Below are 17,945 nucleotides of genomic sequence, written 5' to 3'. Positions count from 1 at the left end.
TAGCCTGGCGCCGCACCATATCTGCGCGCGTGAGGAGACCCCGATGAGCGACCCCCAGTCGTACGGCGACCCCGTCGACGAGCCCAAGGAAGAGGCGCACGACGTCGTCGGCCGTGCCCACGAGGGGCTCGCCGACGCCGAGGCCGCCCGCCGCGACGCGGTCGACCCGGAGGAAGCGGCCGCGGCCTGGAACGAGCGCGAGGGCGGTCACGACTCGGCGGCCCCCGCCGCCACGACCACCGTGCACGACGCCTCGCCCGTCGAGCCGCGCAGCCAGACCCCCGTCTCGGCTCCCGCCGCGCACCGTTCCGTCGATCTCGAGGACGAGGACGCCCGGTGGGCGGCCTACGCCGCGTCGGCCGAGCCGGAAGCCGGCGCTTCGCACACCGCCACCGCCGAGCCCGTGCGCGAAGAGCACCGTGCCGACGCCGCCCCCGCCGCGGGCGCCGCGGCAGCGGGTGCCGCGTCGGCGACCGCCGTCGCTCCCGCCTACGCGGACGAGACGCGGCCCGTCGGTGCCGCGCAGCCGATCTTCGTCCAGGCCCCCGAGGCTCCGCGTCCCCGGGGCAACCGCGGTGCGGCCGGTGCGATCGGTCTCCTCGCGACCCTCGTCTTCGCCGTCCTGTACCTCGCCGCGACCCTGGGCCTCGGGCTGCTGCTCGGCACGATCCAGACGTCCGACCTGGCAGACGCCGCACTGGCGGCCCTCACCACGTGGAGCCTCTGGGTGCCCACGGTGGCCTTCTTCGTGGGCTTCTGGTTCCTCGGCGCGATCATCAACCGCGGCGGATGGGGCCACTGGGTGGTGTGGGGCCTCCTGGTCGGCGTCATCAGCTGGGGCGGCTACCTCCTGGGAGCCCTCTTCGCCGCGCCGTTCTGGATGCTCACGAACCGCCAGGGCGTCGACCTCCTGCAGGAGAGCGTCCTCGCGCCGCTCGCCATCGTCGCCTTCGTCCTCGGCCGTGAGCTCACCATCTGGTTCGGGGCGTGGGTCGCCCGCCGCGGACGCCGCGTCACGGAACTGAACGACGAGGCGCAGCGCGAGTACGAGCGCACGCTCGAAGCCGGACCCCTGCTGGCCCGCTGAGACCGGATGCCATGACAGACGCGTCGCGACCGGCGGGGGTGACCCCGCCGGTCGCCGTCGTTTTCGCGACGGCCGTCTTCCTCGCGCTGGCCATCGCCGCTCTGGGCGTGGCGAGCCTTGCCCTCGACGCCGATGTGATCCCGGTGCGCGGGCTCGGGCCGCTGCCCGGCGTGGCGGGCATGCTCCTGGCCCTGACGGTGTTCGCCGGCGTGCTGCTGTGGGGCCTGCGAGCCGTCCCACCCGGTTACCTGACGGCGGTGCCGTGCGCGCTCGGCGCGTACGTGGGGGAGACCGTGGGGATCGCCGTCGGCGCTGCGGCCACCGGAGGTGACGCGGCGCGCGGGCTCGCCGCCGCGGGGGCGGTGGCCCTCGGGTGGCCGGGTGTGGTCGTCGCGGTCTCGGCCCTCGTCGCCGGGGCGTTCGGAGTCCTGCTCGTCCGCAGCGGCGGGGAGCGCCCGCACTGGCGCTGGGAGCGCGAAGACGACGAAGATCGCTGATCCGGGGGCCGTGGCATCCGCCGCTCGGGGGTCTGTCGCACTAGCGTAGGAGCGTGGAGCGGTCGCTCGAGACCCAGGTCGGCCAGGCGGTGGACGCCTGGCTCGCGTGGCTGCCCCGATGGGAGCCGGCGAATCATCGCGGGCGAGTCGCCCCGTGCCGTCGGTGCTTCGGTTCGCCGGTGCTGTCGGCGGCCGGCCTCGGGTCCGATGTCCCGCACGGCGTGCAGCACGGCCTCTCGACGCGCGTGAAGTCGATCGTCGACCACGCCGTCGCCGAGTACACGTCGCGGAACCTCCCGATGCTGCAGACCGAGCTCGACCAGCAGGCGGCCCGCAACCGCCGTCGCTCGTACCGTCCCGCCGAGGGCCTCGAGCCCGAGTTCGAGGGGATGCCGCTGGACCCGGAGCCCGAGCCCGGTGCGCCGTTCCTCTTCACGCTGACGGGTCTGGCCGCCGAAGAGGACGCCGCGATCCCCGCGCTCCCGCCGCTGTCGGATGCCGCGAAGGCGGCGCTGCGGCAGGAGGTCGGCCTCGCCGACGACTACGCCAACATGATCGGGCGGGAGGTATGCGCGGTGCTGCTGCATCATCGGCTGCGCATCCAGGCGGCCGTGGCGGAGTACGTCGAGCCGCAGGTCGCGGCGATGCTCGACGACCTCTCGCGCTCGCTCGACGCCCCGTTCGATCCTCGCGACCCCGGACCGCTGGCATCCTGAGCCCTCTCCACAAGCCCGCGACCGGATCAGGGGGCTTTGTTAGAGTTGCCGGGTTGTCCGCGCGAGGTGTGGCGGACGCGAGTTCCGGGGAGGGGGCACAATGCCGCAGCGCCTGCCCTCGTCACCCCCGATCCTGCCGGGGCTCGCCTACATCCGTCCCCTCGGTTCCGGTGGTTTCGCCGACGTCTTCCTCTACGGGCAGGACATGCCCCGTCGCGACGTCGCGGTGAAGGTACTGCCGAGCGATGTCCGCGACCCCGACCTTCTGCGCATGTTCAACGCCGAGGCCGACGTCCTCGCCCACCTCTCGGCGCACCCCTCGATCGTCACGGTCTACCAGGCCGGGATCTCGGCCGACGGTCGGCCCTACATCGTCATGGAGTACTGCCCCGGCTCGCTCGCGCAGCGGTATCGGGTGGAACGGATGCCGGTGGCCGAGGTGCTCTCGATCGGGGTCCGCATGGCCGGCGCCCTCGAGTCGGCGCACCACGCCGGCCTCGTCCACCGCGACGTGAAGCCCAGCAACATCCTCGTGACGACGTTCGGGGCGCCGGTGCTGGCCGACTTCGGCATCTCGTCGTCGCTGGTGCGGCAGGGGGCCGACGAGATGCTCGCGATGAGCGTCCCGTGGAGCGCCCCCGAGGTCATCGCCGAGCAGACGGCCGGCACGGTGTCGAGCGAGGTCTGGAGTCTGGGCGCGACCGTGTACTCGCTGCTGGCCGGCCACAGCCCGTTCGAGCGACGCGAGCGCGGGCAGAACTCCCGCGAGCAGTTGCGCCGCCGCATCGCCCGCGCGTCCTACACCGAGATCGCCCGCACCGATGTCCCGCCCGCGCTGCAGGCGGTCCTGGCACGGGCGATGTCGCGCAGCCCCGCGGACCGCTTCGCCAGCGCCCGCGAGGTGGGCGAGGCTCTGCAGAAGGTGCAGTCCGAGCTCGGGCTCCCCGCGTCGCCGCTCGAGGTGCCGGCGGCCGAATGGGCGCCCGCAGCGCGGGCGGTCGACTTCGCCGACGGCGCGCTGCGCGGCCCCGCACGCTCCCGGGTCGAGCGCGAGAGCGTCCGCAAGCTCCGCGACCCGTCCGGGGTCGCGGGCCTCGCCCGTGACGAGGACACCGACATCTCCGCGCCCACGCGTTCGGCCCACCGCGTCCTGCCGTGGGTGCTCGCCGGGGCCACCCTGGTCGCCTCCGCCGCGGTCGTCGTCGTGGCACTGCTGGCCACCGGGGTCATCCGATGAAGCGTCGGACCATCGCGGGGCTCACCTCGACCCTCGTCGCGGCGGCGCTCGTCGTCACCGCCAGCATCGTCTGGCCCGGTCTCGACGCGCAGGAGACCCCCGAGGTCGACACCGCGGTCTGGGCCCTCCAGACCGGCGAGGGGCAGCGCTACGCCCGGGTGAACACCACGGTCGGCGAACTCGACACGGTGCGCACCGCCGGCAACCCCAGCCAGGTCGCGCAGGGTCCGGAGGGCGCCTACCTCTTCACCGACGGCTACAGCAAGATCGCCCGCATCGACGAGGCTCAGCCGGTCGACCTACAGGAGGAGCAGCTCGATTCCGCTCCCGACACCCCGCCGGGGACGACCTCGGTCGTGACAGCGGGCGACTTCGTCGTCTACCGCACCGACAGCGGAGCCCTGTACGCGAGTCGGCTCAGCCGGGCCGGGCAGTCGGTCACCGAGCTCGACCCGTTCGGGACCGCGGGCGACGAGGACGCGCGCACGTACACCGCGGATGCCGTGACCGTCGATGCCCGCGGCATGCTGTTCGCCTACTCGTCCGTGGACGCCTCGGTGATCCGGTACGACATCGAGGCCGACGAGCTGAAGGGGCGCGACGCCCTCGAGGTCGATGTGACCTCCCCGGTGATCACCGCCGCGGGGGATCAGTGGGTGCTCGTCGACGCCGACGCGGGCCGCGTGTGGGTGCGCGGCCACGACCCGGTCGACCTCGACACCACCGAGCAGCTCATCGTGGGCGACCCTGACCCGCGCGGCAGCTCCGTCTACCTCGCCGACGACCAGTCGCTGTGGAGCATCCCCGTCGACGGCGGCGAACCGCGGCGCGAGGTCGGCGCGGGCGGCAACGTGCTCGGGCAGCCGGCCAAGCCCGTGCAGCACGACGGAGTGGCGTACGCCGCGTGGCTCCTGCCCGGCGACGCCCGCGGAACCCTGTGGCGATCGGATGCCGGCGAGACCGATCTCCCCTACGGCGGGGCGACCATGCCCGATCAGCGCAGGCCCGTGTTCGTCGCGACCGACCACGCCGTGATCCTCAACGAGACCCGCACCGGATGGGTGTGGACCGTTCCGGACGGCACGCTCCTCGCGTCGAGCCAGAGCTGGACGCTCGACGACCGCACCGAAGAGGCCGCGGTCCAGAGCGAGGAGCAGCTGAGCGTCGTGCTCGACCCGAAGCCCCCGATCGCCGAGCCCGACAGCTTCGGCGTGCGTGCCGGTCGGCTGATCACCCTGCCGGTCCTGCTGAACGACCACGATCCCAACGAGGACGTCCTGAGCATCGTCGGCGAGAGCGTGACGGGCCTCGACCCCGGGTTCGGCAGTCTCTCCGTCACCGACGACGGTCAGCGGCTCGCGGTCCGGGTGGCCCCGGATGCCGCCGGCTCGGCGACGTTCTCGTACGCGGTGACCGACGGCACCACCGCCGACGGTCTCACCTCCCCGTCGACGACGGTGACCCTGTCGGTCGCCCCCGACGATTCCAACGCCGCCCCGGTCTGGTGCGGTGTCGAGAAGTGCCTCCAGGCCTGGCCCACGCCCGAGGTCGCGCGCGGCGGCACCATCACCGTCCCCGTCCTCCCCGGGTGGGTCGATCCGGACGGCGACCCGCTGCTGCTGCTGTCGGTCGACAATCCGAGCGGCGTCGGGAGCGTGGCATCCACTCCGGCCGGCGAGGTCGTCTACCAGCACTCCGACGACGGGTCCGGCGGCGAGCAGACCGTCCAGCTCGACGTGACCGTGGCCGACACCCGCGGCGCGACGACGACGAAGCCGCTGCTGATCCGCGTGGCACCCGACCCGGCGCTCGCGGTGCAGTCCTTCGCGGTCGTCGACACGGCCGGCTCGGCACTGACGGTCGACGTCGGCCCCCACGTGACCGGCACGGCGGGCGACGTGACCATCGGTTCGGTCCGCGTCCTCGACGACGCGCAGGCGACCGCGACCGTCGTCGGCGGCACGACGACGTTCGACTTCTCGGCGTCGCAGCCGGGCGTCTACCGCGTCGACTTCACCGTCACCGGGGCCGGACGCGACGCCACCGGCACCGCGCGGATCACGCTGCTGCCCGGTGACGCCCCCGCCCAGCTGTCGACCGCACCCGTCGTCGCCTTCGTGCGGCCGCAGGAGGACGCCACGCTCGACGTGTTCGCCGCGGTGTCCAACCCGACCGGGCGCGTGCTCCTGTTGAGCGACGTCGTCGCGTCCGCGGAGGACGGCGCGTCCCTGACGGTCGACACGGTCGGCCAGAACGACCTCCGGGTCTCGGGATCCACCGCCGAAGGCGGCCCGGGTCTGCTCGGAACCGTCGCCTACACCGTCAGCGACGGCACCGACGACGAGGGTTCGCGCGTCGGCGGCGAGGCCACGGTCTACCTGCTCCCTCCCGCTCCCGAAATCGCCCCGATCGCCGTCGACGACACCGTCACCGTGCGCGCCGGTACCCAGGCCGACATCCCGGTGCTCGACAACGACGTGTCCCCGGCCGGCGGGCGTCCCACCCTCGACCCGGCATCCGTGCAGGCCACTCCGTCCGTGGACGGGCTCGCGTTCGCTTCCGGCGGTGTGCTGCGCTACCTCGCGCCGACGACGCCGGGATCCTACGAGGTGACCTATCGCGTCTACACGACGGGGACGCCGTCGCTGTGGGACGAGGCGACCGTGCGCATCACCGTCCTCGGTCCCGAGGCCAACCGCGCCCCCGTCCCCGACACGCTGCAGGGACGGGTCCTCAGCGGCGGCACGACGACCGTGCCGTTCCGCAGCTTCGGCGCCGACCCCGACGGCGACGCGGTGGTGCTCGACCGCATCGTGACGCAGCCCGATCGGGGGACCGCCTCGATCTCCGCCGACGGCTCCTCCATCGTGTACTCCTCCGTCGCCGGCGACCGGGGGCAGGTCTCGTTCCGCTACCGCGTGTCCGACCCCTCCGGCGCGACGGGCGAGGGAACGGTCCGCATCGGAGTCCTGGATGCCGAGGCCAACCCGAGTCCCATCACGTTCACCGACTACGTCCAGGTGCAGGCCGGCCCCGACAGCCGCATCCGCGTGAGCCCGCTCGCGAACGACATCGACCCCACGCAGGGCCGCCTGAAGCTCACGGGCGTGCGACCGGATCTGCCGAAGACCCTCGTGGACGGCAGCGACAATCCCGAGTACGCGCGACTGGACGCGATGGTCGAGAACGTCTCCGAGACGGGGGTCGTGATCCGCGCCGGCGAGGCCTCCGCGACGATGTCGTTCCTCTACGACGTCGAGTCGGACTCGGGGAACACCGGGCGCGGCCTGGTCGTGGTCAAGGTCGTGCGGGAGAGCGTGCCCGACTATCCCGTGGTGTCCGACACCGTCCTCACGCTCGAGGACCGCGACCAGTTCGTCTCGGGCGTCGACGTGCTCGACGGCCGCGCGACCTGGTCGGGGGGCGATGTGGGCGACCTGCGCGTGTCGCTCTGGGGCGAGCCGACCGGTGTCCGCGTCGACGGCCGACGGGTCTCGGGAGAGCTTCCCGCCACGCGGCGCGTCATCCCGTTCGCCGTGACCGGTACCGTCGGCGGCCAGGAGGTCACGACGTACGCCTTCGTCCGGGTCCCCGGCGACGACGACCTCACTCTGGCACTGCGGCCCGGGTCCGCGCAGCGCGTCGACGAGCTGGCATCCGTGGAGTTCGACATGGCGGCCCTCGTCGCCGTCCCGCGGAGGGCGACCCTGGAAGTCGGTCCCGCCGTCACGACGACCGGCGTGCGCCCGGACGGACGCTGCAGCGTCACCGGCACCGTCGTCCGCTACGACGCGGGCAGCGGTTCGCCGTGGACCGACGCGTGCCAGGTGCCGGTGCGCGTCGCGGGCACGGAGGAGTGGACGGTGCTGTCCGTGCCGATCGGCGTCGTGGCGCGCGAGCCCCAGCCGGAGCTGCGTCCCGGCTCGCTCACGGTGGGACCGGGCGAGACGGCGACGTTCGACCTGCGCAACATGACCGGCTGGCAACTGGGTCGCGAGGACTGGGCCGGCATCCGGTACGCGCTCGAATACTCGGGGTCCGCGTTCTCGTCCGTGACGCTCGACGGCTCGATCGTGACCGTCACCGGCGCCGACCGCGCCGTCCCGGGCAGCGAGAACGCCGCGATCGTGTCGGTGACGAGCCACAAGGCGGTCGCGCCCGCGCGTCTTCTGCTGCGCGTCGGTGCCGCCCCGTCGACCCTTCCGCAGGGCGGGACGACGACGCTGCAGTGCTCGCAGGCATCCGGCTCGAGCTGCACCATCGACGCGGTGGGGCTGCCGGGCGAGGTGAATCCGCTGCCGCGCACCCCGCTCGAGGTCGTGAGCGTGCGTCCCACGAGCGCGTGCGTCGGGGTCGGATTCGACGTCGTTTCGTCGGCGAGCGTGCGGGCCTCGTGGACGGCCGACGCGCCGGGCGCCACGTGCGCGGCCACGGTCACGCTCAAGGACGCCCAGGGGCGCTCGACGGCCGGCACGCGCGACGCCCGCGTGGTGCTGGATCTCCAGGGCTTCCCCCGCGCGCCCGCGAGCGTCCGCCAGACGGCCTACGCCGACGGATCGCTCACCTTGCGGATCGACCCCGGAGAGGCCCGACGGGCGTACCCGTCGCTGACCGGGTTCCGCGTGCGCTTCGGTGGGCAGGTCGTCGCCGAGTGCGGACCCGACGGTTCGTGCCCCTCGATCAGCGCCCCCAACGGGGAACAGCGCGAGTACGTCGTCACCGCGGTGAACGCGGTGGGCGAGTCGAGCGGCTCGGTGCGCACGAACGGGTGGGCGTACGATCCGCCCGCACAGCCCCGATCCGGGGAGTTCACCCCCGTCGTCACGCGCGGTGGCGAGGGCAACGTCGCCGACCTCGTCATCCGGGGCGTGGAGTCCGCCGAGACCGGGCAGCTCGAGATCCGCAGCGCGGCCGGTGAGACGCGCACCGTCAGCGTGGGGCGCAACCAGAACGATGTGCGGGTCGACGGGTTCCAGGTCGGCAGCAACTCGAGCACGCAGATCACGGTCACCCCGACGTCGCGTTTCCAGGTCCCGGCGGGACTCGGCGGTTCGGCGCAGGGCGGGGCGCTCACCTTCTCGGCGCACGGTGTGGGGGCGCCGCTCGAGCCGAACATGACGATCACCTCGCGCTCCACCGGCGACGGGGTCTCCACCGTGACGGTCGAGGGAACCGCGCGGCAGAACGGCACCGACTCGAAGCTGCGGTACGGCATCGTCGAGGGCGGCTTCTGCCGCGTCGGCGACGACGGTCCGCGGCGGGAGTTCCCCGGCAAGCTCGACGGCGTGGCGTACACCTTCACGTTCTGCGTCGAGTCGAGCTACGACGGCACCTCGTACGGGTCGCAGAGCGTGACGCAGGAGTATCGCGTGGCCCAGGACACCGCGGCACCGCGCGGATACACGTTCGAGGTGGGGGCGCGGCCCGACTACGCGGAGAACGGCTCCATCGCGAGGTGGCGCATCTCCGGCATCGACGAGGGCAGCAAGCCCCCGCGGTTCAACGAGGTCAGATACACCAACTTCGACGGCGACCGGACCTCGGTCTTCGGTTCGGATCCGAACATCGGCGTGTACTTCCAGCATCAGATCTGGGGCACGACGTCCGAGACCGGTCGGGTCGCGCCCGCGTCGGGGAGCGCGCCGTACCAGGTGCAGGCGAGTACCCGGGTGGCATCCTGTGTCGCCGGCGAACGCCTTCAGGTGTCGTCGAGCTCGAGCAACGACCAGGCCGCGATGAGCCTCGACCGCGCGGCCGCCCGCTACACCGACAAGAACGGCAAGGTCCTCACCCCGCCCGAGGGGTCGGACCTGGTCCCCAAGGGCGCGACGACGGTCACCAACGTCCTGGTCACCGTCGACTGGTCCGCCCGCGGCTGGGGCCTCGACACCGCGGTCCTCGAGACGAGCGGCACGTGCCAGCCGGGCACCGCCTCGGACGATCCGTCCGCCCCCACCACCCCCTGACCCTCCCGATCCCCCCGACAGAGAGACGCACCGCCATGACGATCACCCAGGAGCAGGCGACCTGGTACGCCCAGACCTTCGCGCAGATCGCCGACAACGTCGAGCGCGCCGTACTCGGCAAGCGGCACGTCGTCGAGCTCGTGCTGACGGCCATGCTCAGTGACGGGCACGTGCTCCTCGAGGATGTCCCGGGAACGGGCAAGACCTCGCTCGCGCGCGCGATCGCGCAGTCGGTGCAGGGGACGAACACCCGCATCCAGTTCACCCCCGACCTGCTGCCGGGCGACATCACCGGCATCACGGTGTACGACCAGAAGACCGGCACCTTCGAGTTCCACGCCGGCCCGATCTTCGCCAACATCGTCCTGGCCGACGAGATCAACCGCGCGAGCCCGAAGACGCAGTCCGCCCTGCTCGAGGTCATGGAGGAGGCGCGGGTCACCATCGACGGCGTCTCGCGCGAGGTCGGCGTACCGTTCCTCGTCCTGGCGACGCAGAACCCGGTCGAGCAGGCGGGAACGTACCGGCTGCCCGAGGCGCAGCTCGACCGGTTCCTGCTGCGCACCTCGCTCGGTTACCCCGACCACGCCGCCACCGTCCGCATCCTGGACGGCGCTCCGGTCGCCACCGCGGATCTGCGTCCCATCATCACGCCGCAGGCGCTCGTCGGCATGGCCGACCTCGCCGCGAGCGTCTACGTCGACGCCCTGGTCCTCGACTACATCGCCCGGATCGTGGATGCCACCCGCTCGGCCGACGAGGTCCGGCTCGGCGTGAGCATCCGCGGCGCGCTGGCTCTGACGCGGGCGACGCGGGCGCGCGCCGCGGCGCAGGGGCGTACCTACGCGACCCCCGACGACGTCAAGGCGCTGGCCGTCGCGGTGCTCTCGCACCGTCTGATCCTGCACCCCGAGGCGGAGTTCGACGGTGTCACCCAGGAGGCCGTCGTCGGTCAGGTGCTCCTGGACACCGTGCCCCCCACGCAGCGCGAGAGCGCCTGAGTCGTGCACGCCCGCCCGATCCTCCACCACCGAGGGGTGACGTCGTGCCCGACGTGAGCCTCACCGAGTCGCGGCTGACGCGCACCTCCGCCGGCACGGTCGGGACCGGTTCGCGCACCTCGATCACGTCCACGTCGACCCGTCGCACCCGTCGGCTGGTGCGCGCCGCCGTGCGCGCCGCCGAGGTGTGGCGGACGGTGGTGGATGCCGGAGAGGCGGCGGCGCGGTGGGCGGGTCGCACGGTGCGACCGGCGGGCGCGGTCGTGGCGGTCGCGGCCACGGCGGGGCTGGTCCTCGGCCTGGTCTTCGGGTGGGTGGAGTGGATGGTCGCAGGGTCCGTCGCGCTGCTGCTGCTGCTGATGAGCGTCCCGTTCCTGTTCGGGGCACGCGCGTACGACGTCGATCTGTCGCTGACCCACGAGCGGGTCGTCGCCGGGCACGGGGTCACGGGTGAGATCGCCGTCCGCAATTCCAGCGGTCGCCCCGCGCTCCCGGGGCGCCTGGACATCCCCGTCGGCCGGGGTCTGGTGGAGTTCGCCGTCCCGCTGCTGCGGCCGGGCCACGGTGTCACCGAGCCCCTGGAGATCCCGCCCCTGCCCCGCGGGGTCGTGCGCATCGGACCCGTGACGACGGTGCGCAGCGACCCGGTCGGTCTGCTGCGCCGCGAGCACGCGTTCGACGACGTCCACGACCTGTACGTCCACCCGCGCACGGTGGGACTCCCGTCCACGAGTGCCGGTCTGATCCGCGACCTCGAGGGCAGCGCCACCCGGCGGCTGGTCGACGCCGACATGTCCTTCCACGCGATCCGCGAGTACGTCCCGGGGGATTCCCGACGGCAGGTGCACTGGAAGTCGACCGCCAAGACCGGGCGGCTGATGGTGCGGCAGTACGAGGAGTCGCGACGGTCGCGGATGGCCGTGGTGCTGGCCGCGGCGACCCAGGAGTACGCGGATGCCGACGAGTACGAGCTCGCGGTGTCGGCCGCCGCGTCGCTGGGGCTCCGTGCCGTCCGCGACGCGCGCGACATCGACGTGGTGACCGGGACCGAGATCCCGCGGGTCGTCAAGGGCCGGCTCCGCGCGATCCGGCACGTCCCGACGGCGACGCCGCGCGCCATGCTGGACGGCTTCAGCGCGATCGCCCACCACGAGAACACCATGCCGGTCGAGGACGTCTGCCGCCTGGCATCCGAGGCGAACGAGAGGCTGTCGATCGCGTTCGTGGTCGTCGGCTCCGCCGTGTCGATCGGGCGGCTGCGTCAGGCTGCTCTGGCCTTCCCCTCCGACACCGCCGTCGCGGCGGTCGTGTGCGACGAACGGGCCCACCCGCGCATGCGGAGCGTCGCGGGCCTCACGGTCCTGACGATCGGCACGCTCGACGATCTCGCGGGCCTCCTCGTGCGGGGAGCGACCTCGTGAGCGGTTCCGCGCGTCGGACGGATCCGGCCCGACGTGTCCGCGTCGTCGCGGCGGGGGCGTTCACCGGCGTGTCCGTTCTCCTCGCCACCGTCGCGGCGTGGCCGGTGTACGCGTCGCCGACCTTCCTCGTCCTCGTGGCCGTCGCGGTGCCCGTTTCGGCGGGGCTCGTCGGGGTGAGTGCGTGGCGCCGCTGGGGCGGCTGGGTCACCGCCGCCCTCCTCGTCGGCGCGTTCGCGGTGCTGGCCGTGCCGCTGGCCGTGCCGTCGCGTCTGGGTGGTCCCGTGGAGATCCTGCGCGGTCTCGGCGAGGCGTTCGCCGGTGTGGTGCTCGCGTGGAAAGACCTGGTGACGGTCGAGCTCCCCGTCGGCGACTACCGCAATCTCCTCGTGCCGGCCCTCCTGGTGTTCCTGGTCGGGACGGCGGCGACCCTCGGGCTCGCCCTCCGCTCCGACCGACTCGCCCCGTTCGCCGTCGTGAGCGGGCTCGCGATGAGCGGGTTCGGACTCTTCTTCGGTCGCACCTCGACGAGCGCGCCGCTGACGGTCGGCCCGCTGTCGCTCGCGGCCCCCGTCGAGACCGGTATCGGGGTCGCGGCCGTTCTCTCGGGGGTGCTGTGGCTCGCGTGGCGCACGCGCGACGAACGCACGCGCGCGCTCCGTCGGGCGAGCGAGAGCGGCGCGGTCGCCCAGCCGCGGCGGCGGTCGCGCACCGATCGGCGCCGTGCGGCGCTGGGTGCGGCGATGGTCGTGGTGGCCGTCGTCGCCGCCGTGGCGGTCGTGCCGTGGGCCGCCCAGGATGCCGATCGCCGCGTGCTGCGATCCGCCGCGGGTCCGGAGCGGCAGATCGCCGAGGCGGTGAGCCCGCTCTCCGAGTACCGGGCGATGTTCTCCGACGCCCGCGACGAAGACGTGCTGTTCCGTGTCGACAGCACCGGCATCGCGCCCGAGCGCATCCGTGTGGCGACCCTGGACGTGTACGACGGCGAGGTCTACCGCTCCTCCGGCTCGAGGCAGGGCGCGTTCGTCCGGGTGCCCTCGAGCCTGCCGGCCGGCTCCGGCCGCGCGGTGGAGGCCGACATCCGGATCGGCGACCTGGGCGGGATCTGGATGCCGACGGCCGCCGGACTCGTGTCGGCGACGTTCGAGGGCGACCGCCGGAACGTCCTCGCCGACCGCTTCTACTACAGCGCGGATGCCCAGGCCGGCGTCGAGATCGCGGACGGCGGACTGATCCCCGGCGACGCGTACACGATCTCCGCGGTGGAGCCGACCGATGTCGACCCGGCGACCTTCACGGCATCCGGTGTCGACGGTGGCGTGGCGGGCGGGGAGAACCTTCGCCGGTGGGTCGACGAGCACGCCACCGGGAGCTCGGGTGCGGATCTGGTCGCGCTGATCCGTCTCCTGCGCGATCGCGGCTACCTGAGCCACGGACTCGCCCCCGCCGCCGGTGCGACGGCACCGAGGTGGACGATGGACCTCGCCGGCTACCAGCTGCAGCCGAGCGCGTCGGGCCACTCGCTGGCGCGCATCGAGACGATGTTCCAGCGGTTGCTCGAACGTGAGGATGACCCGCGCGCGCAGTCGACCGGCAACTACGTCGCCGCCGTCGGCGACGACGAGCAGTTCGCCGTCGCCGCCGCGCTCGTCGCCCAGGAACTCGGCTTCCCCGCGCGCGTCGTCGTCGGCACGCGCCTCACCTCGAGCGACGCCGGTGTGGCGACGTGCGAGGCGGGCGAATGCCGCGCGCGGGATCTGAGCGCGTGGACCGAGGTGCGCGACGTCGACGGGCGATGGGCCGCGATCGATGCGACCCCGCAGTGGGAGCTCTCGCCCAGCCTCGAGGTGACGCAGCAGCGCGACCCCGAGAACGTCACCGAGGTGCGCCCGGACACCGTCGACGAGGTCGTTCCGCCCGACCCGGTGCAGGAGGACAACGCGCTCACCGACGACGACAGGAACGACGACGGGCTCGATCTCGCGTGGCTCTGGCCGATCCTGCGGATCAGCGGTATCGCGCTGCTGGTCGTGCTGATCCTGTTCGGTCCGTTCCTCGCCGTCGTGGTGGCCAAGGCCGTCCGTCGTCGGGGTCGGCGTCGCGACCCGGATCCGCGCGTGTCGATCGCGGGCGGGTGGGACGAGTACGTGGATGCCGGGGTGGATGCCGGCCGCGACCCGCGGCCTTCCTCGACCCGGCGTGAGGTGGCGGAGTCCTTCGACACCCCGTCGGGGAGGCGACTCGCCGACGACGCGGACCGGGCCGTCTTCTCGGCCCGCACCGTGACGGCCGACGAAGCGGCGGAGTTCTGGCGCATCGTGGAGGACGAGCGCCGCGTGCTGACGCGTCAGCGCGGCTGGTGGCGCCGCGTCCGCGCGGCCGTATCGTTGAGATCGTTCCTGCGGTTCTTCGCCCCGAGCCCCATGCGCCGACGGCCGCCGCACCGCGACGAGAGGGGGAAGCGCCCGCCCGCCGGGCGGCGCGAGACGACATGAACGATTCCACGGGTGTACTCCTGGGAGCGCTGACGCTGCTCCTCTTCGTGATCGTGTACGTCTGGTACGCGCTGGCGCTCGCCGCCGTGTTCGCGAAGACGGGGGAGTCGACCTGGAAGGCGTGGGTGCCGTTGGTCAACCTCGGGACGATCCTGAAGGTCGGCGGGTTCTCGCCGTGGCTCGTCCTGCTGATCTTCATCCCCTTGTTCGGTGCTCTGGCCTTCGCCGTCGTCTTCATCGTCGCGGTGCACCGCGTCAACCGCGGGTTCGACCGTGGGGCGGGCATGACCGTCCTCGGGGCGCTTCTGGGCGTCGTGTGGGCGAGCATCCTCGGATTCGGTTCGGCGCGCTGGGCGGGGGAGAAGCCCGGCGTCCGTCGCTCCGGCGGGGTCGACGAGAACTCCGCGCCGGTGCGTCGCGGCCAGGACTTCGCCGGCCCGTACGTCCCCCTCGTGGGGGGCTGGACGCCCGAGCCGCCGGCGGCACCGGACACCGCGCGCGGCGAGGACGCGTCGGTCGCCCCACCGGTGTCGGAGCCGATCGCCCTGCCCTTCTCGGCGGTGTCCCCGTCGCTCGCGGATGCGCCGCCCCCGCCCACGGACTGGGCGCCGCCCACGCTCCCCGGTGCGCCGGTGTTCGCGCCGCCCCCCTCCGATGCGCGGGTCGACGCGTCGGACGGCCCGCAGACTTCGACACCCGAGGACGCCCGCACCTCCGTGTCCGAGGCGCTGGCGGCCCTGCGGGCACCGGCCGACCCGCCCGCGGGCGCCCGCGAGGAACCCCCCGCCGCGTCGCCCGTTGCCGACGCGGATGCCCCGTGGAGCGCGGCTCCCCTCACCCCGGCCGTTCCGCCGCGCGCCCGCCCCGCCGCGTCAGCCGGAGCCGTCGCCCCTTCCGAGCGCGAGCCCGATGCCCCCGTGGGCGCACAGGACGACGCTGAGCCGTGGCGTGCGCCGTCGCCCTCCTCTGCCGAGAAGGATGCGGCGATCGACGAACCGCTCACGCGTCCGGCGCCGGGCGGCGCCCCCGTGCCCGCACCCGCGGACGAAGGGCCGGACGAGGATTTCCCGGAGCTCTCGGAGGCGGTGTCCGCCGTCGCCGACGCCCCGCAGGCGGGTGCGCCGCGGTCGGCGCGCACGTCGGTGTCGGCGCTCTACACGCAGCCGGAGTTCCCCGCCGAGCCCGATGACGCCGACTTCGATGCCCTCGACCGCACGGTGGTCACCCGGCGCCGTCGGATCCCGTGGGCTCTCGTGCCGCCGAACGGCGTGCCCGTCGACCTGACGTCCGACGTGGTGATCCTCGGACGCCGGCCGGCTCCGGATGCCGCGCACCCCGACGCCCAGCTCGTGCCGATCGCCGACGAGACCCGCACCGTCTCGAAGACCCACGCCCGACTGCAGCTGCGCGGCGAGACCTGGTTCGTCACCGACTTGGACTCCACGAACGGCGTGCTGTTCGCGACGCTCATGGGCACCGAGGTGGAGGCCCCTCCCGGTGAGGAGATCGAGGCGGGCGAGCGGTTCTTCCTCGGTGACGCGGAGGTGCGACTGACGAGGAGGGAACCGTGAGCGGCCCCTACGACGTCCCCGACGATCCGGACGAGGTCACCCTGTGGGCGGGTCGTCTGCGCGCCTGGCCGACTCGTCCCTCCGCTCCGGTCGACGCGGATGAGATCGACGAGGACACCGCGGTCTCCGCCCGGCTCGCCGCGGGGGAGGACACCGTCCGCGTCGCGCGTGATGCCCCGGTGGGGGACACGGTCCGTGTCGTTCGCGATGCGCCGGGGGACGACACCGTCCGCGTGACGCGTGACGCGCCGACGGAGGACACGGTCCAGGTGCGGCAGGTCCGTCCGGCGCCCGAGCCGGAATCCGCCCCGTCGGACGTCCCCGCCGATGAGACGGTCCGGGTGGCGCGCGAACGACGGGCTCCCGATCCATCGGACGGGCCCGCCGTCGACGAGACCACCGCTCCCGGTCGGCGGCGTGCCACCGGGCCCGCGCAGGCCACGCCCGCGAGCACCGAGGACGAGGCATCCACGGTCGACGACGACACCGCGACGGGCACGCGCCGCAGCAGATCGCGTGACCGTGCCGAGACGCCCGAGATCCCGTCGGGCGACCCCGCACCCGTGCCCCGCGCGGCGCGTGTCCCCGTCGGCGATCATGAGCTGTACCGCCCCCGTGCGGACGAGGCGATCCGCGTGACCCGCGCCGTCCCGCCCGTACGCCCGACCGACGCGCCGGATGCCGCCGAGGTGCGGCCGCGCACGCCCCGGCGCGCTCGGATCCGCGGTCTGGTTCTCGCGGTGACGGTCGTGGCGGTCGTCGTCGCCGCAGCGATCACCCTGTTCCTGCTGATGGGCTGAGCGTCGGGCCGCGCACGTTTGCCCGCACCCTCCCGGGCGCGTATCATTGAGCGGGTGTGCGTTCACGCGCGCCGTGCGTCATGCCTCCGGGTCTGCGGCACGGAACAACGCTCGCACCATCTCAGGGAAGGGCCTGCGAACAGGTCACCCCCACGGCATATCCACCACAATCGCGTTCGATCATTCTGGCGCGCGGTGGATCACACGTGAGCCCGACACGTCACGAATCGCAAGATCCGCACCGAGTCGGGGGAGACACGACGCTGTCACCGTGCAGCACAAACAAGGAGAGAACGTGCCAACCATTCAGCAGTTGGTTCGCAAGGGCCGCTCGCCGAAGGTCTCGAAGACCAAGGCTCCCGCGCTGAAGTCGAACCCCCAGCAGGCCGGCGTGTGCACCCGCGTGTACACGACGACCCCCAAGAAGCCGAACTCGGCGATGCGCAAGGTCGCCCGCGTGAAGCTGCGCAACGGCACCGAGGTCACGGCCTACATCCCCGGTGAGGGCCACAACCTGCAGGAGCACTCGCTCGTGCTCGTCCGCGGTGGTCGTGTGAAGGACCTCCCCGGTGTCCGCTACAAGATCGTCCGCGGTGCGCTCGACACCCAGGCTGTCAAGAACCGTAAGCAGGCTCGCAGCCGCTACGGCGCGAAGAAGGGCTGAGAACCATGCCTCGTAAGGGTCCCGCCCCGAAGCGTCCCGTCGTCAACGACCCGGTGTACGGCGCTCCCGTCGTCACCCAGCTCGTCAACAAGATCCTCGTCGACGGCAAGAAGTCGCTGGCCGAGTCGATCGTCTACGACGCCCTCCGTGGCGTCGAGGCGAAGAACAGCCAGGATGCCGTCGCCACCCTCAAGAAGGCGCTCGACAACGTGCGCCCCACCCTCGAGGTCAAGAGCCGCCGCGTCGGTGGCTCGACCTACCAGGTTCCGGTCGAGGTCAAGCCGCACCGCGCGAACACCCTCGCGCTGCGCTGGCTCGTGAGCTACGCGAAGGGTCGTCGTGAGAAGACGATGACCGAGCGTCTGCAGAACGAGATCCTCGACGCCTCGAACGGTCTCGGTGCCGCGGTCAAGCGCCGCGAAGACACCCACAAGATGGCCGAGTCGAACCGCGCCTTCGCGCACTACCGCTGGTAACACCCGCGGAGGGTCCG

Annotated in this window: 12 protein-coding genes; all 12 read left to right on the top strand. The window is 73.0% G+C overall.

Going from position 1 to position 17,945, the window contains the following annotated elements:
- Positions 1 to 43: 43 nt before the first annotated feature.
- Positions 44 to 1,087 carry a hypothetical protein gene (locus tag CSIV_RS06820; RefSeq protein WP_077050678.1) on the top strand — a complete coding sequence of 348 codons (1,044 nt, stop codon included), beginning with the start codon at positions 44 to 46 and terminating at the stop codon, positions 1,085 to 1,087.
- A gap of 11 nt (positions 1,088 to 1,098) precedes the next feature.
- On the top strand, positions 1,099 to 1,584 hold the full coding sequence (locus CSIV_RS06815) for a hypothetical protein (protein ID WP_077050677.1): 486 nt from the start codon (positions 1,099 to 1,101) through the stop codon (positions 1,582 to 1,584).
- A gap of 53 nt (positions 1,585 to 1,637) precedes the next feature.
- On the top strand, positions 1,638 to 2,300 hold the full coding sequence (locus tag CSIV_RS06810) for a spermidine/putrescine ABC transporter substrate-binding protein (protein ID WP_077050676.1): 663 nt from the start codon (positions 1,638 to 1,640) through the stop codon (positions 2,298 to 2,300).
- A 100-nt stretch (positions 2,301 to 2,400) separates the two neighbouring features.
- Entirely contained in the window at positions 2,401 to 3,537 is a 1,137-nt protein-coding gene (locus CSIV_RS06805; protein WP_077050675.1) for a serine/threonine-protein kinase, read from the top strand.
- Positions 3,534 to 9,503, top strand: a complete 5,970-nt coding sequence (locus CSIV_RS06800; protein WP_077050674.1) for an Ig-like domain-containing protein — start codon at positions 3,534 to 3,536, stop codon at positions 9,501 to 9,503. The genes CSIV_RS06805 and CSIV_RS06800 overlap by 4 nt, the downstream gene beginning before the upstream one ends.
- Before the next feature lie 35 nt (positions 9,504 to 9,538).
- On the top strand, positions 9,539 to 10,504 hold the full coding sequence (locus CSIV_RS06795) for an AAA family ATPase (protein WP_077050673.1): 966 nt from the start codon (positions 9,539 to 9,541) through the stop codon (positions 10,502 to 10,504).
- Positions 10,505 to 10,548: 44 nt separating this feature from the next.
- Positions 10,549 to 11,925, top strand: a complete 1,377-nt coding sequence (locus tag CSIV_RS06790) for a DUF58 domain-containing protein (RefSeq protein WP_083735034.1) — start codon at positions 10,549 to 10,551, stop codon at positions 11,923 to 11,925.
- Positions 11,922 to 14,417 carry a transglutaminase domain-containing protein gene (locus tag CSIV_RS06785; protein WP_077050672.1) on the top strand — a complete coding sequence of 832 codons (2,496 nt, stop codon included), beginning with the start codon at positions 11,922 to 11,924 and terminating at the stop codon, positions 14,415 to 14,417. The genes CSIV_RS06790 and CSIV_RS06785 overlap by 4 nt, the downstream gene beginning before the upstream one ends.
- Positions 14,414 to 15,988, top strand: coding sequence for a DUF5684 domain-containing protein (locus CSIV_RS06780; RefSeq protein WP_077050671.1), 1,575 nt, complete (start codon positions 14,414 to 14,416; stop codon positions 15,986 to 15,988). The genes CSIV_RS06785 and CSIV_RS06780 overlap by 4 nt, the downstream gene beginning before the upstream one ends.
- A complete protein-coding gene (locus CSIV_RS06775; RefSeq protein ID WP_077050670.1) occupies positions 15,985 to 16,788 on the top strand; it encodes a hypothetical protein in 804 nt (267 codons plus the stop codon). The genes CSIV_RS06780 and CSIV_RS06775 overlap by 4 nt, the downstream gene beginning before the upstream one ends.
- 295 nt (positions 16,789 to 17,083) lie before the next feature.
- Positions 17,084 to 17,452 (top strand): 30S ribosomal protein S12, encoded by a 369-nt coding sequence (rpsL, locus tag CSIV_RS06770; protein WP_013584051.1) that lies wholly within the window; start codon positions 17,084 to 17,086, stop codon positions 17,450 to 17,452.
- A 5-nt stretch (positions 17,453 to 17,457) separates the two neighbouring features.
- Positions 17,458 to 17,928, top strand: coding sequence for a 30S ribosomal protein S7 (gene rpsG, locus CSIV_RS06765; protein WP_022878284.1), 471 nt, complete (start codon positions 17,458 to 17,460; stop codon positions 17,926 to 17,928).
- Positions 17,929 to 17,945 lie beyond the last annotated feature (17 nt).

The sequence above is a fragment of the Microbacterium sp. CSI-V genome, from assembly GCF_001984105.1.
In the GTDB taxonomy this organism is placed as follows: domain Bacteria; phylum Actinomycetota; class Actinomycetes; order Actinomycetales; family Microbacteriaceae; genus Microbacterium.
The sequence above is the reverse complement of the archived record's forward strand: the minus strand, read 5'-3'. Positions and strand labels throughout refer to the sequence as shown.